Raw genomic sequence first — 24,927 nt, 5'->3', positions numbered from 1 at the left:
TTATTTACGAAAGCTTCTATAGCAGTGAAAAAGTATTCGTCTGTAGTCGTAAATCCCAGAAGCTTATAGGGCCGAGATTCTTCTGGTGGTAAAGTTGAATATGGCAAGTCTTAGTAAAAGCGCTTGAAGAGCTTAACTTGAGGAGACAAAAGTTGGTAGAGAGTAGTTCTACCAACTTCTTATATATACTAAATTATTTGGAATTTCTTGCCACTCGTGCTTTAGCAACTATTGCACTATAAGCGATTACGCCATTTACCCCTAAATCCGAATCCGAAATCGTGATGATATGTTCGCCAATGACCTTGTGATCAAACTTGCTAGTAATTGCTTTACTTGTTAACTGATTTATATCAGGTGTACCTGCTTTTTCTTCTACGGTGTTATGGCTTATTGAGGTTTCATTTTTTTTAGAATTATTATCGATAAGATCCATTTGAGGATTTTTATCGAGAACAAACTCGGCAGTTGATTGATTTGTGTCTTTATCTTGTGGCTCAAGCTCAATGAGAGAATCTTTATTCCTCATCTTCGCTAAAAACGTTTGACCGATAGTAGATTTTATCCACTGGTACACATAGTTATACTTTTCTGTACTGTTACTTGAATAAGCCTCGGAAACTTTGTGAACTATCCCGAAGGGTTCAAAATATAGCCCTTGTTTAGAATTCACAATGTAATCTAAAGACGAGTTAGGCCCTTTCCAAGATAGTGGGCTTGGATATTGATAGTTATGGTTTAGCTCTCCTTCTACCTTTCCCTGAGATATGTAAAAGAGTCTCTTTGCATCTAGCTCAATATAAGCTTGATCCTGAATTGGAGAGGGGGGCGAGATATCTGAAATTGACCCGCATATAGCTCCAACCATAGTTGCAATCGAGTCAGTATCTGTTCCTAAACAATTGGACACTTCTACAATCAAGCTGTTAATCCCTTGTTTAGATAGCAAGGTCGACGCTGCCGATGCCGCGATTGCGGTTAATGTACCAGAACCTCTAATTGATTCGTTAGTCAAATCTAACACAGAGACTAAGTCATTATAGCCTTGTCCGTTGTTACACCATTTATCAACAATATTGATCAGAGCTTCTAGTTCTTCGTGAACATCTTGATATGCTTCTTCGATATTTTTACCGTATTCAGATTCGAATTGAGGTATCCAAGACGTACTTAAATTTATATCTTTCTTAATTAAGTTAGGTATTTGTAAGGTCCACTCATTAAAGTTATGTAGCAGCTCAGTATTAGCAATTCTATTATTTCTTATGACATCCGCTAATGCGAGTGCGTGCATGACCGAACCAGCAATTGCTCTTGGGTGGCCATGGGTCACCAAAGTATTTTTAATTACATCTAATAGAAAACTGTTTGGATCATGAAGATGTTTCGCTGACCATACATGGGGTTGGATTCTCATTACTCCACCATTCCCACCAGCATTTACATATTGAGCTTTTTTATCATTATAAAAATTGCTAAACCAAGCGGTATTTTTTTTCGCTAGAGATGCAGCTGCTACTTTGGAACCTCGCCCAGCACCTAATGCGTAAGATTGCCAAACAGGTATCTCAATTTTAGAAAATGATTGCACTGAAAAGTGGCCATCCACATTTATAGAGCGAGAAGAAGCCAGTCGTAGCTGAGTATCATCAGAGTATGTTCCTGAAGGCATATCTACAGTTGGACCATAACCTCCTCCGATTTTTCTTTTCCAGTCGCAAAGTATCTCTACTCTTTTTTTGCCGGTTCTTGTTTTCAATATTTTTTCATCGGCTAGTTCTGTGATGAAGCCTAAGGCATCACCATATGCCGCCCATAGAGCTGAGTTGATGGCTTTTTGAACATTATAATTAGACATAAATAACAAACCCTATGACGTTTTAAACTTTTCTGGGGCTACGATAACACTTAGCTCTTTATAATTTAGAGCTGACATTTGAGCTTTGACTCCATGTTTGCTAATTTCATCCTTAACATAGATATGATTGAGATAATCTAGAGCAAGGCTATCGGGATAGAGTACTTCCGCTTGTTCACATGTGGTCCATGAGTCTTTGTGTTCCTCATTTCTATAAAATAAATTTTGGTAGAAACCTTCAACTGGGTCTGCAAACATAAATTCTAAAGCCTCAGCCCCTATTCCGCGTTTACAAGAGGGGTAGATATTGTTTGTGGTTGCAAAATAAACACCTTCATGCTCCAAAATATCAGGAGAAAAAGATAATATCACCCAAAACATCTCTTGTGCACGGTGTCTATATTCGGAGTAATCATAAAACGATTGGTTTAGTTTAGAGATAGACAAATTCACATAATCTAGCCATTTTCGATTTTTTTCTTTTCTGGTTTCAGAGTTTTGTTTGAAAATGAAGGCTAGTGTATCTTCTTCCTTTAGTTTTGAGTTTGGCAAAAGAGCATTTGTGACCAATATGCCTAGCATTCCGTGATTCGTTGTAAAATGAATGACTTCTGTTATTCCCCGCGCTTTTACTATTTCACTGATACTCACAGTACTATTTCCTCATATGTGTTAGCATCTAAATGCTTGAAAAAACAGGGGGTGGTTTCATTTTTGCAGCTTATGATGACATTGTTTTTAGCTCGAGTGATTCCCATCGAAAACAGTCGTATGGCAGACGCATAATTCGCATCTTCATGATCCAATGATTCAAACACGAAATGTGAGTCTTGTGCACCGACAATAAATACATAGTCAAACTCAAGCCCTTTTGCTGAATGAATGGTCGATAAAGCTATGTTTGTATCGGCCTTAGGCCAGTAGTTCTTGCGGGCGATTTCTACATAGTCTAATCCTTCTTCATCTAGCTTTTCTTTTAGGTAATCGAACCACCTACCTCCTTTAGGATGAAGAAAACCAACCGTATCGTTAGCTAAATCAACATATTTGTGTATGAAAGATAGTATGAATTTGATTTGAGCTGGAAACTCTCCTTTTACTAGTAAAGGCTTATTGCCATGTTTCGTTATACTCTCTAATTTAGGAAGTGTTGCGTTTTCATCTAGCACCACATTTGCTGATTGAAGTAGATTGTGTGCAAACAATGCGATTTCGTAAGTATTACGATAGTTACATTCAAGTCTCGAGTAAGACGCACCCGTGATACCTATTTCTTTCCAGGTATAGCTACGCTTATATATCTGTTGTGCGCTATCTAGGACTATAGTTGTGTAAGTTTCTGGAGAGAGTTGATTTACAATCGCTTTTAATTGTATAGAGGAAAAATCCTGAGCCTCGTCAACTATAGCGATATCGATATCTTCAATTTTGTTGGTAGAAAAGTAGTGTGCTAAATCATGCCAATCAACGAATCCCGTTGACTCTTTGTATTTTTGGTAAGGATAAACAACATAGTCCAGCAGTTGGCGGCGTATAGCTTTATCAACTCGAGGTTTATTTCCTCGGCCTGTTCTTTCTATATCTATGTATTCTTCATATTTATCGGGTGGGAGCCTACCAAGAATGTAATCTACTTCATCAATAATGAAAGCTGAACTAAGTGGAACTTTTGCGCCAGATTGTGTTAAGAACTGATCTTTGATTTTATCTTGGATGATTCTAGGAGAGCTTATTCTGTTATAAAAATACTTACCTAACGTAGTTATTTCAATATCTAGCATCTCTTCAATATTTTCAAAGTTAGCAGCCATTTCTGAAACTAGATCATTTACATATGCCGCTAGCGTTCTATTAAACGTGAAAACTCGAAGTTTTACTTGGCTGGAGTTTCCCGTCGAAAGAAAGTGATCAATGACGTAGCCTATGGCGGTTTTCATCATCAAAATTGATGTGGTTGTTTTACCACTGCCCGCAGCTCCTCTTATTATTCTTATGCCGAGCTTTGGATGAGTTATAAGTGATAGTTGTTCTGGAGTTGGAGTTATATTTTGTAGGGTTTTCATAGACTAGCCTTTTGACCACTTTATGAACAAGACTAAATTGTATATGAGTTTAAATGCAATAAAACTTATTGAAAATGAGTTATTGGCCACGTTTTATACGTCAAAGGTTCTATTGTAATTTTTAAGGTGATGATTTTATGAGGGTATGAGCTAATTTAATTTTTGGTTTACTACTTAAGTTATACAATCTTTAAAGCTAATTAAGTCTTTTATAACAATGAGTTATTGTGGTATTTAAAGTCCGTTACCTTCGAGCATAGTGAGGCTATTCGAAGCTTTATGCTCAATTACTTTTAAAGCTTGTAATAAATTGGTACTGATTTCTACAACTTGGGAGCTGGAGTATTTCAGTTCCATAGGGCCAAATAGGACAGCTTCTCTATTCATCCTGACATGGACTAATTTTCTTATGTCCCACGATTAGTTACCAATCTATAACTTGTTCCTGAGATTCACAGATAGGAAAAATGCAAAATTGCCATTTTTCCTATCTAGTACAAGTAATTTACCCTGCATTAATGACTTTTAACTGCTTTGTCCCAGTCACAGATAGGCTACCTTTAGCTGCCTCTTCTATATGCCCGCTCCACCAATTCATCATCGGTCGTCGACGTTCTAGGTAGTCAGTACGGTTATATGCACTACGTACTTGGTTATCATCGACGTGAGCTAGTGCTGCTTCAATTATATCTCTATCAAAGCCTTGCTCGTTAAGTGTAGTGCTTGCCAAGGAGCGAAGGCCATGACTAACAAGTCTCCCTGCGAATCCCATACGTTTAAGTGCCATGTTCGCAGTCTGGCTGTTGCACGGCTTTTTAGGATTTCGGTCTGATGGGAAAATAAATTCTCTGTGCCCACTGATTGGTTTTATTACTTCAAGTAATTCGATCATTTGTTCTGTGAGTGGAATACGATGCTCTCTGCGCTTCTTCATTCGTTCGGCAGGGATTGTCCATACCTTTTCATCCCAATAAATCTCATCCCATTTAGCACCGGACGCTTCACTTGGTCGAGTCATTGTATGAAGCTGCCATTCGATTAAGCATCGGGTTGTCCGCTTTATGCTGGCGTTAGAAATTGCGCCCATAAGCTCTGGCAACTCTGCTGGTGTGAGTGCTGCCATATTTTCTTTCTTGGGTTTCTTGAAAGCGGCTTTGATACCGGTAAGCGGGTTAGCCTGAATTAACCCGCAGTTAGTTGCAAAGTTCATGATTTCATTGAGTCGCTGAGCTAAGCGTTTGACGGTTTCTAAGCTGCCTTTTGCCTCGATAGGTTTAAGCATCTCAATGATTCGTGGTGCGGTGATTTCTTTAACAGGCGTTTTGGATACGCTAGGGAAGATGTGCAGCTCAAGCGAGCGCCAAATATCAACGGCATAATCTGGTGTAACGTCGTCTTTCTTTATTTCAAACCATTCTTTAGCCACATTGATAAAAGTGTGCTGGTGGATGGCTTGGTGTTCTTCCTGTTGACGTTTTCGCTCTTCTTGAGGGTCAATGCCTTGTGCTAGTAGCTCTTTGGCTTCTAAAGTTGCTTTGCGAGCGTTTGATAGCGATAGCTCTGGATATTTACCTAGACTCAGGTTGGCTCGTTTGCGAGTCACGGGGCGGTAATAATTCATTATCCATAGCTTTGAACCATTAGGTTTTACTCTTAGGCGCAGTCCATCACCATCGAAAAGGTTGTATTCTTTATCACTAGGTTTCGCTGCTTTGATTTCTTTGTCAGATAAACGGGTTGTTGTTTTTGCCATTGTAGGTACATCAAATTAAGGAACCGAATCTAGTGTACCTTCGTGTGTACCTATAAAGCAAAGAAGCAGTAGGAAGTTAAAAGATGTTAAAATACGCTAAGTTATTGATTTTTAGTTGTTGGAGGTAATAAAAAAGACGCCCTAGGACGTCTTTAATATGATAATTGGTGGAGCTGGCGGGAGTTGAACCCGCGTCCGAAAACCGTTCATCATTGGTACTACATGCTTAGTCGATCTTTAATTTCGCCACCCACCTGCGAACCGACACGCTAATGAATGACTAGCCTGAATTAAAATTCGCCGTTCATCTCTCAGGCGGGAGAATCCGGGCTAGCGCGTTTGGGTTTGATCCCTCGTTATTCCCCGTCTTACGTGCGGAAGCTAGGGCGAGAGAGCTCTGAGCAGGTTATTAAGCTGCTAGTGCGTAGTTTTCGTCGTTTGCGACTATTTTTTTGCGGTTTGTTAACGAGGCCTACCGCACCTCGGCATGCACCTCAGACTTCTGAATTCCCGTCGAATCCTAAATCAGCCCCAGGTAATATTCGCATAGTAACAGAAAAGCATTGGCTGTCCAGTACTATGCGTTTAAGTGGTCAAGATTAACGCAGTGTACTCTTCATTACGCGTGCTTTCTCTCTTGCCCAGTCTTTTTCTTTTAAATCCGTACGTTTATCGTGCAGCTTTTTACCTTTTGCTACGCCAATTTTTAGTTTCACCCAAGAGCGAGACCAGTACAGAGAGAGCGCCGTTAATGTCATACCTTCACGGTTCACACGTCCGAATAGGTTGTCTAGTTCACGACGACTCATTAGTAGTTTACGCACACGTGTGGGGTTCGCCACAACGTGTGTCGATGCCTGATTTAAAGGAGTGATTGTCATGCCACTCACAAAGGCTTCACCGTCACGCATAAATACGTAACTTTCAGAAATATTGGCTTTACCTTGGCGAAGGGCTTTCACTTCCCAACCTTGGAGCTCCAAGCCAGCTTCGATTTCATCATCGATGAAATACTCGTGGCGAGCTTTTTTATTCAGCGCGATAGTATTGCTACCCGCTTTTTGTTTCGTTTTTTTCTTTGCCATAATAGCGACATTATACGGGTTGGATATCGGATAGGAAATCCTTTTATTTGCGCAATCGTGGAATAAAAGTAAAATTGGCAGGAGCTTTAAATCTGTACATGTATCGATAGGAGTATGTATGAAGCAAGTCAGCCGTTCTGCGCTTGTGTCTTTTAGTGCTGAACAGATGTTCAATCTGGTTAACGATGTTGCTAAATACCCTGAGTTTCTGCCTGGTTGCTCGGGCTCTAGAATCATTGAGTCTTCGGGTAATGGTATGGTGGCTTCTGTCGATGTGGCGAAGGCTGGTATCAGCAAAACGTTTACTACTTCAAATGAGCTGATCCCAGGCCAAGCAATTATGATGAACTTGGTGGATGGCCCGTTTAAGACGTTGCGTGGTGGTTGGATTTTTACCGCGCTAGATGAGCAAGCTTGCAAAGTTGAGCTAAAGCTTGAGTTTGAATTCTCAAGTAAAATGATTGAGATGGCTTTCGGTAAGGTTTTTAACGAGCTTACCAGTAACATGGTAAATGCATTCACTAAACGCGCAAAACAGGTCTACGAGTGTTATGAGTATTGAGTCAGATATGATTCACGTAGAGGTTGTCTATGCTCTTCCTCATGAACAGCGTGTATTTAATTTAGTGGTGAATAATCACGCAACGGTAGAAGAGATCATTCGACAATCTGGCGTGTTAGAGTTATACCCTGAAATTGATTTATCTAAGAATAAAGTGGGTGTGTTTAGTCGTAATGTGAAGTTAGATGCGACCGTTCGAGATCGAGATCGAATAGAGATATATCGTCCGTTACTCGCAGACCCGAAAGAGATTCGTCGTAAGCGGGCGGAGCAGGCTAAAGCCGAGGGGAATGCAGACCCAGTCACCGGTGGTAAGCCTAGCTCTGTACGTAAGAATAAGTAGACTTGATATCAGTCCCAATGGATGGCGTCGTCATTGATTCAAAGTGTGATTGCGCGATATCTAGATAATAAAAAACCTCTCATGTGAGAGGTTTTTTGCAAAAGTCGTTTACTGAATCTGTTCGTAAAAAGCGTCACTTTTTGGGAAGTCACCGCTGATATCTGCGAGTGTGCCTTGATCGTTAAAGTTAACGATCAGGTCTTTTTGCACTGGATCACCGTGACCAGGAGTATGGTGATAGATGTAGTACCAAGTGTTTGGGTAGCCGTTTTCAATAAGCATTGGCGACCCTAGTACGAAGCGAACCTGTGCTTTAGTCATCCCAAACTTTAATTTATCTACCGCACTTTGTTCTACATAGTTGCCTTGGTTGATATCAATGCGATAAACCAGTTTTTCCAATACCGAACATCCTGTCAGCAATGTCATTGCTAATGGTACGGCAACTAACCACTTCTTTAATTGCATAATAATTTCTTAGTAACCTTTAAAATACTGCGCTGATAATAAACAAGCTCGACGCAGATGTAAAAAGCTATGCGTCGTATGATAGGAAATCTGACAACGAATTTTGAGTTGAGTTGCATTTATTGATTCTCTCACATGTATGTTTATGTCGATGAGCGATTTTCTATCCAGTTTAAGCGGTAACTAATGACAAATAGCCAAGTTATTGAGCTATGGGGTGGCACTGACCATTATTTCGAAAGGGAATCAGAACCCAAGCACTTTGATATGGTGATGGGGGGAGGTAGAGTCACGGAGTAGTGTTCGTGACTCTATCTTTGAAAGAGCATGGCTAAGCGGCGATGAGGAGCTCTTTGGCGTTTGCAAGGGTAGAATCTGTAATTTGGCTACCTCCAAGTAGGCGAGCTAATTCTGCCACACGTTGTTGTTCATCTAATGCGTGCATTTGTGTTTCGGTTTGGCCAGCTTTTGTTTGTTTAGCCACGAACATTTGTTGATGGCCACAACCTGCAACTTGAGGGAGGTGAGTGACACACAATACCTGAGTAGACTCGCCAAGCTTGCGTAGCATTTTGCCGACTACAGCTGCTGTTGGACCACTAATACCGACATCCACCTCATCGAAGATCAAGCTTGGTGTATCCACTTTCTGAGCGGTAATCACTTGGATAGCTAATGAGATGCGTGATAGCTCACCGCCTGACGCAACTTTTGCTATAGGTTGCAATGGCTGTCCTGGGTTGGTCGATACTAAGAAGCACACACTGTCCATGCCAAGTGGTGATGGGTGCGTGTTTTCATTGCTGACTTCGATATTGAATACCGCTTTTTCCATGCTCAATTCGTGCATGCTTTGTGTGATCAGTTTGTTCAGTTCTTTTGCGTAACGGCTGCGTGATTTGTGTAGTTTTTCTGCTTGGTTTAGGAAGCTTTGGTACTTTTGTTCCACTTCTTGCGCGAGTTCATCTAAACGTTCATCAGAGCAATCTAACGCTTCTACTTGGGCCAGAAGATCTTGGTGATGTTGGTATAGTTCTTCTGGCATCACGTGGTGTTTGCGAGCAACAGACATCACTTTAGAAAAACGTTCTTCTACATAAGCCATACGAGCAGGATCCACATCGATGCCATCTAGATAACTGCGTAATTCGTTCTTCGTTTCTTCCAGTTGAATCATCGCTTCTGACAACATGTTGGGTAGCTCAGATAGCTTTTCATCTAACTCAGCTAGTTGAATTAGGGAGTGATTGGCCGATTGCAAAATACCAAGCGCATTGACTTCTTCACCTTCGTAAATAAGTTCGATGGCTTGCTGACAGGTAGTGGCGAGTTCACCACTATTGGATAGTCGTTTGTGCTCTTGCTCGAGCTCTGCAAATTCTTCTTCACCTAGCGATAACTCATTTAGTTCTTTGATTTGGTATTCAAGCAACTGTTTTTGCGCCTGGTTTTGCTGGTTATTTTCTTTTAGTTGCTTGAGGTTATTGTCTGCCTGACGCCAATGCTGGTAAGCACTTCGTGTGCTTTTTAGTAGGTTTAGATGACCTGCATATTGGTCGAGCATAGCCATTTGGTGTTCGCTTTTCATCAATTGATGATGAGCGTGTTGCCCATGGATATTGATCAGCAGTTGCCCTAAAGATTTGAGCTGTGATAGTGGGACAGGACTGCCATTAATGAAGGCTCTTGAGCGACCTTCTTTTGTGATGATGCGACGCAAAATACATTCACTGCCATCAAGCAGATCGTTATCTTCTAGCCAACGCGTTGCATGTAGGTTGTTGTCCAGTAAAAAAGCGGCACTAACTTCGGTTTTTTCTTCACCTTGTCGAACCATGCCAGCATCGGCTCGTCCGCCTAAGCAGAGCCCTAAAGCATCGATAGCAATGGATTTACCCGCGCCTGTTTCACCTGTGATGGTGGTCATGCCCTTAGACAGCTCGAGTTGTAAAGACTTAACAATCGCAAAATTATTAACACTTAGATGAGCCAGCATTTTTTATTTACCTGTATAACTGAACAATACTGTATAAGAGAACAGTATATACTGTTTCTTTATACAGTAAAGACGGGTGAGAAAAAATTTCTGTGTGGGGTGCTTTTTTGTGATGAAGTGGGAAAAATGAGCCGAAGTGATTACAACGACTCATTAAAATTGAACAGGTTACGGACGAGTTGGGTTAATCGTGAGCGGCTCTAATGTGACTACTGCATTCACACCAGCACCTGGATGATCCACGTATGATGTGTCTTGCATTAGTGTGTAGTAAACGTCGACGAAGTCATCATCATTCGTTAGGACGCCGTCAGGGATCGTGTCGATGATCTTATTAGTGATTTGCGGAATAATCGCGTAAGCCTGAACTTCTGGATCTGGAATCGCTTTCAGCACTTCTCCAGCAACTTGAACGAGGAGTTTTGCCAACTGTTTATAGTCTGTACCATCATCTTGTTCCATGAGCACGATATCTGCAGCGCCCCAGCGGTAACGAGACCAGTGAATAATGATCTGATTTGGGTAGTAATCTTGGTTATCGTAGTCTAAGTATGGAAGCTCCACTAAATCGAGAGTCGGTTCATCACGACTTGGATTGACGCCCGTTACGATAGCGTAGATTTCTGCCTTGCCAGAGATCCAAGGTTCTTTGTCATCGGCTAGACGGATCTTTTTCAACTGCGTTGTTTGAATTGGAGCCGCTTCGCCCACTGTGCTACTTGACAATAGCGGTGCATTTTGGCGTTGTTCATCAGCAATATATGGTTGAACTAAAGCTGGCTGACCGAGTTTTTTCATCTCAGCCTGCATAGCTTGCAAGCCTGCTTTTAGCTCTGCAGAGCTGTTGTTATCAACAACGAGTACAGGTACATCTGGGAGTTGGTAAACATCGAGTTGATGGATGTTGCCATACACATCAAATGCTTCGATATATTGCCAATTCTCATCATCACCACTTGGTTCAAATGCAAATAATGGCTCGACCTCGCCACTTTGCCATGCTGTTATCATGCTCTCATTCGCTAAACGAACTTCCAGCAACTGATCTGAGTATTCAGAAATACCTTTCCAGCTACGAATTTGAGTGTCAGCTTGTACAAGCTGACGGCTAAACTCGGAGTTGGGGTTTTGTTGAACAAATGCTGATACAGAGACGTTAGTCTGTTGTGGAGTAATATCTCTTCTCAACATGGGTTCAATGGCAGCATAGTTCTCACTCAATTGTTGAGCGAGGGCACGCTTCGTCTTAGTGATATCTTCCGCTTTTGCGTTGGATACACTGTTGACTTGCGTTTCCTCTGATTGGCAGCCAATAAGTGCTAATGTACTGAGAACAGACAGAATGATGGTTTTCTTCATAATATGTCCTTTATTGATTTTATGAAATAGAGTTAATACTCTATTCATGGTGAGAATATCACCGGACATAGATCATTGAATTTGCTTTTCTATCTTTTGTGTAAACTTTGCCCACAGGATCAAAATTTATAAACTTCTCTTTAATGACAGCAAATATCGTGTCGCCTCACTACTTTGTGTCTATTTCTTGTCTAAGAAAGCCAAAAGCCAGTGGCAATTAAGCTGCTGGCTTTTTTATTGAAGTCATTTCCCTGAGTAACAAGTGTTAGAACAATTTACTAGACCAACCAAGCTTGTTACGTAAAACGTGATAGTAGCTGTAGTCTTTGGGATGGATGAGTTTGAGCACATTTGGACTTTGATAGATGTGGATTTCGTCGCCTGGAGAAACAGGGAGAGACACTTGTCCATCACAGCTAACTTCTTGTGTTCCTCGGTTTTCTGGTGACACCACCAATTTAATTCGACGCTTTCCATCAACCACCAAAGGTCGACTCGACAAGGTATGAGGAAACATTGGCACGAGTGAAATGGCATTCAAGCTAGGCGAAAGAATCGGACCACCGCCAGAAAGCGAATATGCGGTCGAGCCCGTTGGTGTGGAGACAATCAAACCATCGGCTCGTAAAGAGAAGGCGAAGCTTTCATCAATGTACACTTCAAATTCAATCATATGGGCAATTTGCCCTGGGTGAAGTACAGCTTCATTTAGCGCAGCGTTGTGGCTTTTAATTTGCCCGTGACGGTGTACTTCCGCTTCTAAGAGAAAGCGCTCTTCTTCAATATACTCACCGTCGAGTACCGCTTGCAGAGACGCTTGGAACTCGTCTGGGTTTAAGTCAGTTAAGAAGCCCAGGTTTCCACGGTTAACCCCTATGACTGGAACATCAAATCGGGATAAAATTCTTGCCGCGCCTAGCATGTTGCCATCCCCACCAACCACAATGGCTAGATCGGCATTTTTTCCTAGTTCAACTAAACTGGCAAATTGACTCTGCGGGATATCATCCAGTATTGCGGCAAGGCGATCGTCAATAAATACTTTATAGCCTTCAGAGGTCAGCCATTGGTACAACTCTTTATGAGTTTGAATTGCTTGTTGATCTCTTGGTTTTCCGATAATCGCGATCACGTTACATGGATTTTTCATAGCATTTCCGCATTAAAGAGGCTTGAATCAGGAATCTTCATCCCCATAATAATGGCAAGTCACCTAAATATGCGAATTTTTATGTGGTTAAAGCCCGCAAAAACGCGCATGGCTTTAAGGGCATTATGTTGAATTCTGGAGATATCATGAGCAACGAAGAAAACAAAGTTACAGAAGAAGAGCTTGATCAAATCATCGAAGAGGCTGAAAAAGTAGAAGCTGAAGCACAAGAAGTTGAAGCTGAGCTTGAAGAAATTGGTGATGAGACAGACGCTAAGATTGCTCAACTAGAAGCGGCACTATTGTCTAGCGAGGCAAAAGTAAAAGAGCAGCAAGATGCGGTGTTGCGTTCTAAAGCTGAAGTAGAAAACATGCGTCGTCGTACTGAGCAAGAGATCGATAAAGCACGTAAATTTGCGTTGAACAAGTTTGCCGAAGAGTTGCTTCCTGTTATTGATAACCTAGAGCGTGCAATTCAAGCGGCAGATACAGAGAATGAAACGGTTAAGCCGTTCCTAGAAGGTGTTGAGTTAACACACAAAACGTTTGTCGACGTTGTGGCGAAATTTGGCTTGAAAGCAATCAACCCTGAAGGTGAAGCATTCAACCCAGAGTTCCATCAAGCGATGTCGATTCAGGAAAGCCCAGATCATGAATCAAACACAGTTATGTTTGTTATGCAAAAAGGCTACGAACTAAACGGCCGTGTGATTCGTCCGGCAATGGTAATGGTTGCTAAATAACCTTAACTGCCTGTTTTCAAATATAAAGCGCCCATCATTTTTTGATGGGCGCTTTTTTGTTTTAAACGTAAGTTGTTGTAATGAGCTTCATTGTATATCGATAAAATGGAAGTTTGATCCCCTTCATGTTTTTTCTTATTGGTTAATTATTTTCCTATAGGAGATTTCTTCTCATCTCACTGCGTGTTTATGAACGAAGAGGGCTATAAGTAATTGTAATCATTCGTTGTGTGAATGTTTGTCCTGCATAGGAATGTAAAGATAGTCATTTTTTCTACAACAATTCCGTTAACAAAAATGTAAATTATCACTTTATTTTGTAACCTTCGTGTGTATGATTTGCGACTAATGCTTTAAAAGTAAGCATATATAACTACAAAGATGTAAATAGCAAACACAACATATCGGAGATTTATAATGGATAAATCGCTTTCTAGTAAGATTTTTATAGGCTTGTTTGCCGGCCTTGTGCTGGGAACTGCAATTCAGTACTTATTTAGCGGTATTGCGATTTTTGATACATACCTACTTGGAGCAGCAGAAGGCGTTGGCGGCATGTTTGTCTCGCTGATCAAATTGCTTGTTGTTCCTTTAGTTTACGTTTCAATCGTATGCGGCATTGTTGACTTGAAAGACATCAGTGCATTTGGTCGTCTTGGTGGAAAAACTTTTACCCTCTACATTCTTAACACCATCATTGCGATTACGGCGGCTTTGACTGTTGGTTTGATTTTCCAGCCAGGAGCTGGTGCTAATCTGGCAGGAACGGTATCTGAGGCCGTACAGCTGACGACGACAGAAACGCCGGACATTTTCTCTCTAGTTGTTAACATTGTTCCTAGCAACCCAGTACAAGCGTTTGCTAACGGCGACATGCTGCAAATCATCTTCATGGCAATTCTGACAGGTCTTGCAATTCAAGCTTTGGATTCTCGTGGTGGTCCTGCCATCCGCACGTTCAAAATGGCAAATGAAATCATGATGAAACTGGTTGGGTTAGTGATGAGTCTTGCGCCATATGGTGTGTTCGCGCTAATGATTCAACTAGGTGCAACGCTAAACGCCAATACATTGATGTCCGTGGCTGGTTATGTGGCCTTGGTGGTTGCGATGTTGGTGTTCTGGATCTTCTTCTTCTATCCAATGGCAGTAAGTCTTGCGACAGGGACCTCTCCAAAGACTTTCCTGCGCGCAACTCGTGAGCAGATTCTGTTCTCTCTATCTACCGCGAGCTCAAACGCGACTATCCCGGTAACGATGCGCACACTGACAGAAAAGCTTCAGGTCTCTAAATCGGTTGCTGGCTTCGGTGTACCACTGGGCGCTACGATGAATATGTCTGGTGTGTCTATCTATATTGCTCTAGCAACGATGTTTGTTGCGAACGCTTTTGGCCAGCCAATTAACACCGCAGACATCTTCACACTTGGCTTAACTATTCTTCTGTTATCTATTGGTGCTGGCGGCGTTCCTGGGGGCGGCGTGGTAATGGTAGGCGTTTTGCTTCACCAGCTAGGTTTACCACCTGAAGGCTTGGCAATTATTGCTGCAGTTGACCGTATTAATGATATGTTCTGTACGTCTTCAAACGTTGTGGGCGACACGGCGGTAAACACCATTGTTGCAAAAACAGAAGGTGAGATTGGTAAAGAAGAAGGCGTTGACGCTGAGCCTGCTCAAGCGAACGCTTAATGTCTTGAATCATTTATTTTAACACTAATATTGAAACGAGCTCTTATGAGCTCGTTTTTTTGTTTAGGAAGAGTCGGGCATAAATACATTTACCTGAGAAATGGTGTTTTGTTGCGCTACAGCAGTGTGACGAGTTCCCAACTAATCAGAAAGAAACACATAAATTTCGAAAAAAGACGCTTTTTTTTAATTCTGCCCTTGAAAAGCATTTTGCCGCCCTTATCTATGTGGCATAGAGAAGCAAACATTGATTATTTTTGTTTGTGAGCAAGGGTTGAAACCCGATTCTCCTCCCCCCACATTGGGGTTATAACCAAACGAAAATAGAATTTATTCGGAGATAGCCAGATGGGTAAAATCATTGGTATTGACTTAGGTACTACTAACTCATGTGTTGCTGTATTAGACGGCGACAAACCACGTGTAATTGAAAACGCAGAGGGCGAACGTACTACTGCATCGGTTATTGCTTACACTGACGGTGAGACGCTAGTAGGTCAACCTGCGAAACGTCAAGCAGTAACTAACCCAGAAAACACGCTATTTGCAATTAAGCGTCTAATCGGTCGTCGTTTTGAAGACGAAGAAGTTCAGCGTGACATCCAAATCATGCCTTACAAAATTGTTAAGGCTGACAACGGTGACGCTTGGGTAGAAGCAAAAGGCCAAAAAATGGCGGCTCCTCAGGTTTCTGCTGAAGTTCTTAAGAAAATGAAGAAAACTGCTGAAGATTTCCTTGGTGAGGAAGTAACTGGCGCAGTTATCACAGTACCTGCTTACTTTAACGATGCTCAGCGTCAAGCTACAAAAGATGCTGGCCGTATCGCCGGTCTAGAAGTTAAACGTATCATCAACGAACCAACAGCAGCAGCGCTAGCTTACGGTCTTGATAAGAAAGGCGGCGATCGCACTATCGCGGTATACGACCTTGGTGGTGGTACATTCGATATCTCTATCATCGAAATCGATGAAGTTGAAGGCGAGAAAACATTCGAAGTTCTAGCGACTAACGGTGATACTCACCTTGGTGGTGAAGACTTTGATAACCGCCTAATCAACTACTTAGTAGACGAGTTTAAGAAAGAGCAAGGTATCGATCTTAAGAACGATCCACTAGCAATGCAGCGTGTTAAAGAAGCAGCAGAAAAAGCGAAAATCGAGCTTTCTTCTACTTCTCAAACTGACGTAAACCTACCTTACGTTACTGCAGATGCAACAGGTCCTAAGCACATGAACATCAAAGTGACTCGTGCAAAACTAGAATCTCTAGTTGAAGACCTAGTACAACGCTCTCTTGAGCCACTAAAAGTAGCTCTAGCTGACGCTGATCTATCAGTAAACGACATCACTGACGTAATCCTAGTTGGTGGTCAGACTCGTATGCCAATGGTTCAAGCGAAAGTTGCTGAGTTCTTTGGTAAAGAAGCGCGCCGTGACGTAAACCCTGACGAAGCAGTAGCAATGGGTGCTGCAGTTCAAGGTGGTGTACTTGCTGGTGACGTTAAAGACGTACTACTACTAGACGTAACTCCACTGTCTCTAGGTATCGAGACAATGGGTGGCGTAATGACTAAGTTAGTTGAGAAGAACACAACTATCCCAACTAAAGCGAACCAAGTTTTCTCTACAGCGGAAGACAACCAGAGCGCGGTTACTATCCACGTTCTACAAGGTGAGCGTAAGCAAGCGATGTACAACAAGTCTCTAGGTCAATTCAACCTAGAAGGCATCCAGCCTGCACCACGTGGTATGCCACAAATCGAGGTTACTTTTGACCTTGATGCGGACGGTATCCTACACGTGTCAGCGAAAGACAAGCAGACTGGTAAAGAGCAGAAGATCACTATCCAAGCTTCTGGCGGTCTAAGCGATGAAGACATCGAGAAAATGGTTCAAGAAGCAGAAGCTAACAAAGAAGCGGACAAAAAGTTCGAAGAGCTAGCGACTGCACGTAACCAAGCTGACCAAATGATTCACGGTACTCGTAAGCAAGTAGAAGAAGCTGGTGAAGCACTACCTGCAGAAGAGAAAGAGAAGATTGAAGCAGCAATTTCTGAGCTAGAAACAGCGCGCAAAGGCGAAGACAAAGAAGCTATCGATGCTAAAGTTCAAGCACTAATGACAGCTTCTCAAAAGCTGATGGAAATCGCTCAACAACAAGCTCAAGCGCAGCAAGCACAAGGTGCTGACGCCGATGCACAGTCTAAAGAAGACGACGTTGTAGATGCTGAGTTCGAAGAAGTTAAAGACGACAAGAAATAATATTTCTTAACCAGATGGCTGCAAAGCCATCTGGGGTCGATAAGACTTCGTGTGCGGGCGTTTGGGGCAACTCTTACGCCCGCCTGTTTGTAAACGCTGTCTTTCTAGTTAAGTATGTTGCGGATAAGTGCACTTACCTAGAACGATACAAACACCAAGCGGTGAATCGATGCCGTTTGTAGTAATTAACTGGTGACGAAGAACATGTCAAAACGTGATTTTTACGAAGTATTAGGCGTAAGCCGTGATGCCTCAGAGCGCGATATCAAAAAGGCGTACAAGCGTCTAGCGATGAAATTCCACCCAGACCGAAACCAGGGTGATGAGTCTGCGGCGGACAAGTTTAAAGAAGTAAAAGAAGCGTACGAAGTTCTGACCGACCCTCAAAAGAAAGCGGCGTACGACCAGTACGGTCATGCTGCTTTTGAACAAGGCGGCGGTGGTTTCGGTGGCGGCGGCTTTGGTGGCGGCGGTGCTGATTTCGGCGACATCTTTGGCGATGTATTCGGCGACATTTTTGGTGGTGGTCGTCGTGGCGGTGGTGGTCACCGTGCTCAACGTGGTGCGGACTTACGTTACAACATGGAACTGACGCTAGAAGAGGCGGTTCGTGGTGTAACGAAAGAGATCGAAGTACCAACACTCGTACACTGTGATACCTGTGATGGTAGTGGCGCGAAGAAAGGCTCATCTGCTGAAACATGTGGTACCTGTCATGGTCATGGTCAAGTACAGATGCGCCAAGGCTTCTTCGCAGTGCAACAAACCTGTCCAACCTGTCACGGTAAAGGCAAGATCATTAAAGACCCTTGTAATGAGTGTCATGGTCAAGGTCGTAAACAGAAAACCAAAACACTTAACGTTAAGATCCCTGCAGGTGTTGATACTGGCGACCGTATTCGTCTATCTGGCGAAGGTGAAGCGGGAGAGATGGGAGCTCCAGCGGGTGACTTGTATGTACAAGTGCACGTGAAAGAGCACCATATCTTCGAACGTGATGGTAACAACCTATACTGTGAAGTGCCTGTAAGCTTTGCGATGGCGGCTCTAGGTGGTGAAGTTGAGGTACCAACTCTAGATGGTCGCGTAAGCCTAAAAGTGCCTTCAGAAACGCAAACAGGTCGTATGTTCCGCATGCGTGGTAAAGGTGTGAAAGGCGTCCGCGGTGGCGGTATCGGTGACTTGATTGTTAAGTTGGTTGTTGAAACACCAGTAAACCTAAGCTCACGCCAAAAAGAGCTGCTTAAAGAGTTTGAAGAGTCTTGTGGTGGTGAAGCGGCGACAAAGCACAAGCCTAAATCAGAAGGTTTTTTCAACGGTGTGAAAAAGTTCTTTGATGATTTAACCAGCTAAGACGTTAGTGAAAAGCACAAATACAAAGGCCTGCTAAAATGCAGGCCTTTTTGCATCTCGGTGTTCTTCTAATTCCAGCAATCACTTGGTTCTTCGACATTTGTTGACGTTAAAGTAATCGTTTTAGCGCCAGTCAAGCACTCGTCGTCGTCTTGTCCCAGAGCCGATTTTGCTGTTGCTGTAATGGTATAGGCCGTACTTGCAGAGCTCGCAATATTGAAAGAAAATCTATCTGTGTCTGAATCGCATAGAGTGCATGTGCCTCCAGAGATAATATGACTCCAGTCGTACCCACCATCATAAGATGTCTCTAGCTCTAGCTGAATTCGACTAAGATCGCTCAAGGCAACCGTCCTATGAGACTTGAGCACATGATTGGTGTAAGAAGGGTAGGCGACAGCCGCAATGATCCCGACAATCACTACGGCTATCAGTAATTCGATCAATGTCATCCCTCCCAATCTTTTTTTGTAGCTGTTACAGCGAGAAATTCGAATCATCACGAGTAGTTTCCTTTTCACTTTTCCGCCTATTTTTGGCAGGTGATAGCATCTGTGCAAGATGAATTACGGCCCTTTTGCCGTTTACATAGGAATTTGGGAAATGCCTCGCGGGTTTACGTTGTTGGAGCTTCTTATTACTGTTGCTGTCTTGTCAGTACTACTACTTTTTGTCGCCCCAAGTTTTTCAAAAGTTAGCCAACACATGAAAATAGTGAATTTAGCCAACGAATTACAGGGTTTTTTGATCCAAGCGAAATCGGAATCGGTGATGAGAAATCAAGATTTTTGGGTTCATATTCAAGGCTTGCCTTCATCCACCGGAAGCTGGAAGCTCACACTCTCGAGTGTATCGAATGTCACTGACATTACTTCAATGAATACTGTTGCTGAGCTGCAAGGTCATCTATATCGGGGTCTGGTGGTGTCGAGTAATATAACTAGCGTCAAGTTTGATCGTGTTATGGGGAATCCCAAAAATGCGGGAAGTATTCACCTGAAGAAATCTCAAGCGGATACCAGTCCGATAAAAGTAACTGTTCATAACGGAGCAGGGCGAGTAAAAGTGTGCGCTATGAATAAGGCAAAATATGGCTTTGAACAATGCTAAACAGCAGGGTAGTACACTTGTTGAGTTTATGATTGCTGCGTTGTTAGGACTTGTCGCTTTGGGCATTGTTGGCGCAGTGTTTCTTTCTAACCAAAAAACAGCTGTGCAGCGAAGCAAGGAAATAATGCTACTTCAGCAGATGAGTAGTGTAATTCAACAAGTGAAAGAGGATATTCAGCGAGCAGGGTTTGATGGTATTACGACAAAATCAATGATGCTTTCCGGTTCTCCTAGCGTTCTATATCAACAATCCGAAAAAATCGGTTATGTTTATCGAAACACAGCAAGCTCTGTGAGTAATACGATATATCGGTTAAAGGATAATATGTTGGAATATTGCCAGGATGATTCACCATCACCTTTAAGTGTCGTGTCTGCTGCTAGTGGATGTTTTGATCTTTTTGATCCTAAGCAAATTAAAGTAACTCAATTTGGTGTTAGTCGAACATTACTATCAGGTTCGTCAATAGAGAGTGCGTTTATTTCTATTTCAATGGCCGCTGAATTAAAAAATGATCCGGCAATTTCTCACGCCATTTTATTACAAGTTCAGCAAAGGAATTGGCAATGATACGTAAGCATCAACAAGGAGTGGCCACGTTACTTATTACTTCCATACTGCTCTCTGTCGCTTTGGTTGTGACGTTAGGCTCATATAAGAATCTATTTTATCAAATTAAGCGTGCGCAGAATGAAGTTAGTTCTCGGCAACAGCACTGGGAAGCGGAAGGAGGGCTTGAGTGTCTATTTGCTTATGTCACAGATGATGTATCCATAGTGAACGAGCTCATCCCAATTAATCACAATAATTTAAATACCTTATGTAAGAGGGAATTAAACCTTAGCCAGCTGAACGTTACTGATATAGGGGCAGGAGTCTATCGTATTAATTCTATATCTCACAATGGTTGGGCCCAGCTCAATAAAACTTTCAGTACACTAAGTAATCGTGGAAAAGGAGCGATACAAACCACATCCAAGTTAACTACTTATGGTGATTTAAAGGTTCATCCAGATGCGAAAGGTGATCTTAATTCTGACAATCTGTATGAATGCATATCACTGACTTATCGGTATAGTTATACCATGGAAGGCGGAAGCACAGGATCAAAATATAACACTGCATCAATAAGAGCGAATAGCTTATATGATGGTTCTCCTGCTGGAGGGTGTACCGCTGCAACGACAACCAATGTTACAGTAAAAGCTGGGAATGCAATTACGAAAACTAATAAACCTGAAACTTCTGATCCGCAGCTAAAAGGCGATTTTGTTTATGACTCTGAAGTCGATCCATTCCAAACCTTTTTTGATTACAAAAAAACACCGGAAAATATTGATAAAGTCAAAGCTTCATTTCCGAAAGCTGGGAAAATCAATTTGTCAAATGCGACACAGTGTAAATCAGCTATCGAAAATGCTTTTAAGGAAGTAGATAAGGTTTGGATTACTGGTGACTGCGCCATTCACGGGAATTTAGCACTTCAAGGCAACCATGAGAAATATACGTTAGTTATTCAAGATGGTATTTTTATCAATACTGGTTCAACAACATTTCAGGGTTCGCTTTTTCATTTAGTCGATAAAACTAAACCACAGTTTGCTCCTGATGAGTTAAAAAGCTATTGGGAAAGTTTGTTCTCGCATGCTGATGGCTCACCGACTAATTTTACCATTGGTAAACAATATACTGATCTTACACAAACTGTTTATGTTGATGCAGGGGCATTTCACGCAACGGGTGGTTATGGTTTTGATACTGATGGGTTAAAAACCTCAATTGCGGGCTCAATGGAGTTACTATTTGATTCCAGCAAAAGACCTACAACAAGGAGAAATGATGTTCGTTGGCAAGAGGGAAGTTGGAATGCCAAGTAAACAACATGGTTTTAGTTTAATTGAAATAATGATTTCTTTTATTTTAATTGGTGTCGGTGCTCTTGGATTGGTTAAGTTGCAAGCTTACATTGAGCTGCGGGCAGATTACGCGATGCATAGCATTGAAGCGCTAAATCTTGCTGAGCAGAAATTAGAGTGGTTTCGTACGCGTGGGGCTCTTTCTGCAGTCCCCTCGATGCCCGCCGCTAATTTTGATACAAATATTGTCTCTGGGGAAGATACTACGCACCCCTTGTATACTTTATCTTGGTCTGTGCCAACGGCAACTCTGTCGGGCGCACTTAAAACGATACATATGGAAGCTCTATGGCAAGATCGCCACGGTAAAATACAATCGGTAGAGCTGAAAACCATGATCTCTAAACATAGCGAATTTGATTAAATAGTCTAGGTTCCTGTTTTACGCCGATTCAATCAAAACCGATTGGAGTTCTGGATAAGGTGTTCACTGTCCGCGTTACCCTTTTTATATTGAAGAGAATTATTTCTTGCTTCTCATCACGTATAGTTTCTTTTCTTAAAACTATCTATTCATCGCTCTATGCAACCTCTGTTTTTGCCAGCTCGTTTACTAAATGTATATGTTGATTTTTCCATAATGTTTCAGGCTTGTATCTTTGGTTTTGTCTTTTTGCAAAATATGTCTCCAATTATGAAAAAAAATATAGAACCTTGTGCTTTCTCCATTAGTGTTTACTAGAATACTCGTTGGATAGTAGGCCGTCATAATTACTCAAATAGGCCTTGGCACCAACATCATTCACTATGGAGTTACCATGAGTAACCAAGCTGTAAATAAGGCACCATCATCGAAGCCGAGCGGGATGGAGCGCTTTTTAAACTTTATCGAGAGGACAGGTAACAAAATTCCTGATCCTGCGATTTTGTTCTTCTGGGCATTGATCATTACTTGGGCGGCGTCAGCACTTTTGTCGAATGTATCATTCGATCTTCCAAACCCTCGAACGGGCGAAGCTCTTACTATCACCAACTTACTTACGGGCGAAGCGCTAGCAAGTTTCCTTGCGAACATGGTGACTACCTTTACAGGTTTTGCGCCACTGGGTATCGTACTTGTCGCAATGCTAGGTGTGGGTGTTGCAGATTCTTCGGGCTTTATTACGACGGGTCTTAAGAAGATGTTGAACTTCACGCCAGCTAAGCTTCTTACTCCAATGCTGATTTTGGTTGCTATTGTGTCGCATACTGCGGCAGATGCAGGCTATGTTCTGGTTATTCCTCTGGGCGGTATTATCTTCCATGCGGCAGGTCGTCACCCTCTAGCGGGTATTGCGGCAGCATTTGCAGGTGTATCTGGTGGCTTCTCTGCAAACTTTATCCCTTCTGGTATCGATCCACTACTTGCAGGCTTTACGCAAACCGCGGCGCAGGTTCTTGATCCTGAATACGTGGTTAACCCATTAGCGAACATCTTCTTTACTGGCCTATCTTCCATCATTATTGTAGCGATTGGTTGGTACGTGACAGAAAAAATCATTGAGCCTCGTTTGTCAAAAATGCCAATTGATGACGATGCGGAAACTGCGCCAAACCTAGGCTCATTTACTGAACTGGAATCAAAAGCATTTCGTTATGCTGGTTGGGCAATGATGGCGGGTATTGTCTTACTTGTTGCAGCATTAATTCCAGAAACATCAGCGCTACGCTCGCCTGAAGGTGAAATTACGGCCTTCTCAGCACCGATCATGAAGTCTATCGTTCCGCTGATCTTTATTCTGTTTATCATTCCTGGTTACGTTTACGGTAAAGTGTCAGGTACGTTCAAGACCAGCAACGACATTATCAAAGCGATGGCTGATACCATGTCGACCATGGGCGCATACATTGTTATGTCGTTCTTCTGTGCTCAGTTCTTATCTGCATTTGCTCAGTCAAACATCGGTACGATGCTAGCGTTGTATGGCGCAGAAGGCTTAAAAGCGATGAACCTACCAGGTGAAGTGACCATCATCGGTATGATCCTTCTAACCGCGTCTGTAAACCTACTTATTGGTTCGGCATCGGCAAAATGGGCTTTAATTGGTCCAATCCTAGTGCCAATGCTAATGGCGGTTGGTATCTCGCCTGAGCTATCTCAAGCGGCTTACCGTGTGGGTGACTCTGTATCGAACATCATTTCGCCTCTAATGGTATTTTTCCCTCTTGTAGTGGTTTACTGTCAGCGTTATGTGAAGTCGGCTGGTATCGGTACGCTTGCGTCACTAATGATGCCATTCTCGATTGCAATGCTGATCGGTTGGTCTATCTTCCTAGTTGCTTATTGGATGGTAGGTATCCCGCTAGGCATTCAAGCTCCTTACACTTACACAATGTAAAAACGTGTAGGGTGTGAAAGCCGCTAATTGGCAGCCAAAAAGCGCAGGTCTTCGATCTGCGCTTTTTTGTTCTCGCAAAACGAACATCGATAGGTCTTGGAACTAGGTTTTTTGGAGTTGCAAACTTTGTCTCGTGATGTGTTGCTGTAGTGAAACCGAAGTTGGTGATAAAATTCCTGACTTCAATCGTTTTTTGTTTCTTTGGAGCCTCCTTTGTCTAACCATCCGTTTACCCCTCAAGATGAATTGTTTATGCGCAGAGCGATGGTGCTTGCTGAGCAAGCAGAAGCTGAGGGGGAAGTACCTGTCGGCGCAGTGCTTGTCAAAGATGGTGAAATTATCGCTGAGGGGTGGAATCGCTCTATTGGTACTAATGACGCTACCGCACATGCTGAGATTCAAACACTGCGTAAAGCAGGCCAAAAGATAGAAAATTACCGCCTTCTGGATACGACTTTGTATGTAACACTTGAGCCATGTCCAATGTGTGCCGGAGCCTTACTGCATAGCCGCGTTAAGCGGGTCGTTTTTGGAGCGCCAGACTTAAAAGCGGGAGCAGCAGGAACAGTGCTTAATTTGTTTGAAAGCCAAGCCGCTTACCATTACGCCTTAGTTGAAAAGGGGCTGCTAGAAGATGAGTGCCGCACTCAGCTACAAGCGTTTTTTAAGCGTCGCCGTAAGGAAATTAAAGCGAAGAAACAAGCACAAAAAGCATTAGAAAATGGAGAGAGTGGACAAAATTATGGAAATAGTGAGAGTTAGCAAACATCTACAACCGGGTAGATGTTTGCCTGAACGTACTAGTGATTGACTAAGTGTACAAAAACACGATTACGTGAACTTACTTTCTTTTTCATACATGTCAGTTTACGTTTACGTCGGATAGCAGCTACTG

At 42.4% G+C, this 24,927-nt stretch carries 22 protein-coding genes and 1 other RNA gene; 12 read left to right on the top strand and 11 right to left on the bottom strand.

Features of this window, described 5'->3' with window-relative positions; translation table 11 throughout:
• Nucleotides 1–193 precede the first annotated feature (193 nt).
• The 6 genes from FKN16_RS16370 to smpB form a co-directional block, all read right to left on the bottom strand.
• The gene (locus tag FKN16_RS16370; RefSeq protein ID WP_064490262.1) at nt 194–1,858 is read right to left on the bottom strand and encodes an ADP-ribosylglycohydrolase family protein; all 1,665 of its coding nucleotides are present in this window, start codon (nt 1,856–1,858) and stop codon (nt 194–196) included.
• 12 nt (nt 1,859–1,870) lie between these two features.
• A complete protein-coding gene (locus FKN16_RS16365) occupies nt 1,871–2,509 on the bottom strand; it encodes a DarT ssDNA thymidine ADP-ribosyltransferase family protein (protein WP_170903097.1) in 639 nt (212 codons plus the stop codon).
• The gene (locus FKN16_RS16360; RefSeq protein WP_050550693.1) at nt 2,506–3,921 is read right to left on the bottom strand and encodes a 3'-5' exonuclease; all 1,416 of its coding nucleotides are present in this window, start codon (nt 3,919–3,921) and stop codon (nt 2,506–2,508) included. The genes FKN16_RS16365 and FKN16_RS16360 overlap by 4 nt, the downstream gene beginning before the upstream one ends.
• Nucleotides 3,922–4,426: 505 nt before the next feature.
• Nucleotides 4,427–5,674 (bottom strand): integrase domain-containing protein, encoded by a 1,248-nt coding sequence (locus FKN16_RS16355; RefSeq protein ID WP_031856916.1) that lies wholly within the window; start codon nt 5,672–5,674, stop codon nt 4,427–4,429.
• A 165-nt stretch (nt 5,675–5,839) separates the two neighbouring features.
• Nucleotides 5,840–6,207, bottom strand: a transfer-messenger RNA (tmRNA) gene (gene ssrA / locus FKN16_RS16350).
• A gap of 66 nt (nt 6,208–6,273) precedes the next feature.
• Entirely contained in the window at nt 6,274–6,759 is a 486-nt protein-coding gene (smpB, locus tag FKN16_RS16345) for an SsrA-binding protein SmpB (RefSeq protein ID WP_005391476.1), read from the bottom strand.
• A 118-nt stretch (nt 6,760–6,877) separates the two neighbouring features.
• Between smpB and FKN16_RS16340 the strand changes: the two genes are divergently transcribed.
• Nucleotides 6,878–7,321, top strand: a complete 444-nt coding sequence (locus FKN16_RS16340) for an SRPBCC family protein (protein ID WP_005391473.1) — start codon at nt 6,878–6,880, stop codon at nt 7,319–7,321.
• On the top strand, nt 7,311–7,664 hold the full coding sequence (locus FKN16_RS16335; RefSeq protein ID WP_005391471.1) for an RnfH family protein: 354 nt from the start codon (nt 7,311–7,313) through the stop codon (nt 7,662–7,664). Before FKN16_RS16340 ends, FKN16_RS16335 begins: the two co-directional genes overlap by 11 nt.
• A gap of 108 nt (nt 7,665–7,772) precedes the next feature.
• On the opposite strand, the gene bamE is transcribed toward FKN16_RS16335, so the two are convergent.
• From bamE to nadK, 4 genes are all read right to left on the bottom strand, one after another.
• Entirely contained in the window at nt 7,773–8,132 is a 360-nt protein-coding gene (gene bamE / locus FKN16_RS16330) for an outer membrane protein assembly factor BamE (protein WP_005391468.1), read from the bottom strand.
• Between the two features lie 331 nt (nt 8,133–8,463).
• Nucleotides 8,464–10,128 carry a DNA repair protein RecN gene (recN, locus tag FKN16_RS16325; RefSeq protein ID WP_170903096.1) on the bottom strand — a complete coding sequence of 555 codons (1,665 nt, stop codon included), beginning with the start codon at nt 10,126–10,128 and terminating at the stop codon, nt 8,464–8,466.
• A 168-nt stretch (nt 10,129–10,296) separates the two neighbouring features.
• Nucleotides 10,297–11,487 (bottom strand): DUF3103 domain-containing protein, encoded by a 1,191-nt coding sequence (locus FKN16_RS16320; protein WP_170903095.1) that lies wholly within the window; start codon nt 11,485–11,487, stop codon nt 10,297–10,299.
• A gap of 265 nt (nt 11,488–11,752) precedes the next feature.
• The gene (nadK, locus tag FKN16_RS16315) at nt 11,753–12,637 is read right to left on the bottom strand and encodes an NAD(+) kinase (RefSeq protein WP_005391462.1); all 885 of its coding nucleotides are present in this window, start codon (nt 12,635–12,637) and stop codon (nt 11,753–11,755) included.
• A gap of 146 nt (nt 12,638–12,783) precedes the next feature.
• On the opposite strand from nadK, the gene grpE reads away from it, so the two are divergent.
• From grpE to dnaJ, 4 genes are all read left to right on the top strand, one after another.
• Nucleotides 12,784–13,380 (top strand): nucleotide exchange factor GrpE, encoded by a 597-nt coding sequence (grpE, locus tag FKN16_RS16310; protein WP_012842091.1) that lies wholly within the window; start codon nt 12,784–12,786, stop codon nt 13,378–13,380.
• A 417-nt stretch (nt 13,381–13,797) separates the two neighbouring features.
• Nucleotides 13,798–15,072, top strand: a complete 1,275-nt coding sequence (locus tag FKN16_RS16305; protein ID WP_012842090.1) for a dicarboxylate/amino acid:cation symporter — start codon at nt 13,798–13,800, stop codon at nt 15,070–15,072.
• A 348-nt stretch (nt 15,073–15,420) separates the two neighbouring features.
• Nucleotides 15,421–17,334, top strand: a complete 1,914-nt coding sequence (gene dnaK / locus FKN16_RS16300) for a molecular chaperone DnaK (protein ID WP_005391455.1) — start codon at nt 15,421–15,423, stop codon at nt 17,332–17,334.
• Between the two features lie 204 nt (nt 17,335–17,538).
• Nucleotides 17,539–18,687, top strand: coding sequence for a molecular chaperone DnaJ (gene dnaJ / locus FKN16_RS16295; RefSeq protein ID WP_005391453.1), 1,149 nt, complete (start codon nt 17,539–17,541; stop codon nt 18,685–18,687).
• A gap of 68 nt (nt 18,688–18,755) precedes the next feature.
• Here the strand turns inward: dnaJ and FKN16_RS16290 are convergent, their stop codons facing one another.
• Nucleotides 18,756–19,187: a type IV pilin protein gene (locus FKN16_RS16290; protein WP_054867884.1), complete on the bottom strand. Its 432-nt coding sequence runs from the start codon at nt 19,185–19,187 to the stop codon at nt 18,756–18,758.
• Between the two features lie 103 nt (nt 19,188–19,290).
• Here FKN16_RS16290 and FKN16_RS16285 point away from each other — a divergent pair, with 103 nt between their 5' ends.
• The 6 genes from FKN16_RS16285 (at nt 19,291) to tadA (ending at nt 24,794) form a co-directional block, all read left to right on the top strand.
• Nucleotides 19,291–19,797: a GspH/FimT family pseudopilin gene (locus FKN16_RS16285; RefSeq protein WP_017635698.1), complete on the top strand. Its 507-nt coding sequence runs from the start codon at nt 19,291–19,293 to the stop codon at nt 19,795–19,797.
• A complete protein-coding gene (locus FKN16_RS16280; RefSeq protein ID WP_017635697.1) occupies nt 19,778–20,368 on the top strand; it encodes a pilus assembly protein PilW in 591 nt (196 codons plus the stop codon). Before FKN16_RS16285 ends, FKN16_RS16280 begins: the two co-directional genes overlap by 20 nt.
• Nucleotides 20,365–21,675: a hypothetical protein gene (locus FKN16_RS16275; RefSeq protein ID WP_170903094.1), complete on the top strand. Its 1,311-nt coding sequence runs from the start codon at nt 20,365–20,367 to the stop codon at nt 21,673–21,675. Before FKN16_RS16280 ends, FKN16_RS16275 begins: the two co-directional genes overlap by 4 nt.
• Nucleotides 21,665–22,078 (top strand): prepilin-type N-terminal cleavage/methylation domain-containing protein, encoded by a 414-nt coding sequence (locus FKN16_RS16270; protein WP_012842085.1) that lies wholly within the window; start codon nt 21,665–21,667, stop codon nt 22,076–22,078. The genes FKN16_RS16275 and FKN16_RS16270 overlap by 11 nt, the downstream gene beginning before the upstream one ends.
• Before the next feature lie 394 nt (nt 22,079–22,472).
• Nucleotides 22,473–24,032 carry an AbgT family transporter gene (locus FKN16_RS16265; RefSeq protein ID WP_170903093.1) on the top strand — a complete coding sequence of 520 codons (1,560 nt, stop codon included), beginning with the start codon at nt 22,473–22,475 and terminating at the stop codon, nt 24,030–24,032.
• A gap of 213 nt (nt 24,033–24,245) precedes the next feature.
• Nucleotides 24,246–24,794, top strand: coding sequence for a tRNA adenosine(34) deaminase TadA (tadA, locus tag FKN16_RS16260; RefSeq protein ID WP_012842084.1), 549 nt, complete (start codon nt 24,246–24,248; stop codon nt 24,792–24,794).
• Nucleotides 24,795–24,927: the final 133 nt, after the last annotated feature.

This window comes from Vibrio sp. 11-4(1) (assembly GCF_013048625.1).
Taxonomy (GTDB): Bacteria; Pseudomonadota; Gammaproteobacteria; order Enterobacterales; family Vibrionaceae; genus Vibrio; species Vibrio diabolicus.
Note: the sequence above shows the minus strand (reverse complement) of the source record. Positions and strands in the feature narration are given on the sequence as shown.

Excerpts from the sequence above, each read along its gene's own strand:
- FKN16_RS16370 (WP_064490262.1), bottom strand. The coding sequence starts at position 1,858 with ATGTCTAATTATAATGTTCAAAAAGCCATCAACTCAGCTCTATGGGCG.
- FKN16_RS16360 (WP_050550693.1), bottom strand. The coding sequence starts at position 3,921 with ATGAAAACCCTACAAAATATAACTCCAACTCCAGAACAACTATCACTT.
- FKN16_RS16355 (WP_031856916.1), bottom strand. The coding sequence starts at position 5,674 with ATGGCAAAAACAACAACCCGTTTATCTGACAAAGAAATCAAAGCAGCG.
- smpB (WP_005391476.1), bottom strand. The coding sequence starts at position 6,759 with ATGGCAAAGAAAAAAACGAAACAAAAAGCGGGTAGCAATACTATCGCG.
- FKN16_RS16340 (WP_005391473.1), top strand. The coding sequence starts at position 6,878 with ATGAAGCAAGTCAGCCGTTCTGCGCTTGTGTCTTTTAGTGCTGAACAG.
- FKN16_RS16335 (WP_005391471.1), top strand. The coding sequence starts at position 7,311 with ATGAGTATTGAGTCAGATATGATTCACGTAGAGGTTGTCTATGCTCTT.
- bamE (WP_005391468.1), bottom strand. The coding sequence starts at position 8,132 with ATGCAATTAAAGAAGTGGTTAGTTGCCGTACCATTAGCAATGACATTG.
- recN (WP_170903096.1), bottom strand. The coding sequence starts at position 10,128 with ATGCTGGCTCATCTAAGTGTTAATAATTTTGCGATTGTTAAGTCTTTA.
- FKN16_RS16320 (WP_170903095.1), bottom strand. The coding sequence starts at position 11,487 with ATGAAGAAAACCATCATTCTGTCTGTTCTCAGTACATTAGCACTTATT.
- nadK (WP_005391462.1), bottom strand. The coding sequence starts at position 12,637 with ATGAAAAATCCATGTAACGTGATCGCGATTATCGGAAAACCAAGAGAT.
- grpE (WP_012842091.1), top strand. The coding sequence starts at position 12,784 with ATGAGCAACGAAGAAAACAAAGTTACAGAAGAAGAGCTTGATCAAATC.
- FKN16_RS16305 (WP_012842090.1), top strand. The coding sequence starts at position 13,798 with ATGGATAAATCGCTTTCTAGTAAGATTTTTATAGGCTTGTTTGCCGGC.
- dnaK (WP_005391455.1), top strand. The coding sequence starts at position 15,421 with ATGGGTAAAATCATTGGTATTGACTTAGGTACTACTAACTCATGTGTT.
- dnaJ (WP_005391453.1), top strand. The coding sequence starts at position 17,539 with ATGTCAAAACGTGATTTTTACGAAGTATTAGGCGTAAGCCGTGATGCC.
- FKN16_RS16290 (WP_054867884.1), bottom strand. The coding sequence starts at position 19,187 with ATGATTCGAATTTCTCGCTGTAACAGCTACAAAAAAAGATTGGGAGGG.
- FKN16_RS16285 (WP_017635698.1), top strand. The coding sequence starts at position 19,291 with ATGCCTCGCGGGTTTACGTTGTTGGAGCTTCTTATTACTGTTGCTGTC.
- FKN16_RS16280 (WP_017635697.1), top strand. The coding sequence starts at position 19,778 with ATGGCTTTGAACAATGCTAAACAGCAGGGTAGTACACTTGTTGAGTTT.
- FKN16_RS16275 (WP_170903094.1), top strand. The coding sequence starts at position 20,365 with ATGATACGTAAGCATCAACAAGGAGTGGCCACGTTACTTATTACTTCC.
- FKN16_RS16270 (WP_012842085.1), top strand. The coding sequence starts at position 21,665 with ATGCCAAGTAAACAACATGGTTTTAGTTTAATTGAAATAATGATTTCT.
- FKN16_RS16265 (WP_170903093.1), top strand. The coding sequence starts at position 22,473 with ATGAGTAACCAAGCTGTAAATAAGGCACCATCATCGAAGCCGAGCGGG.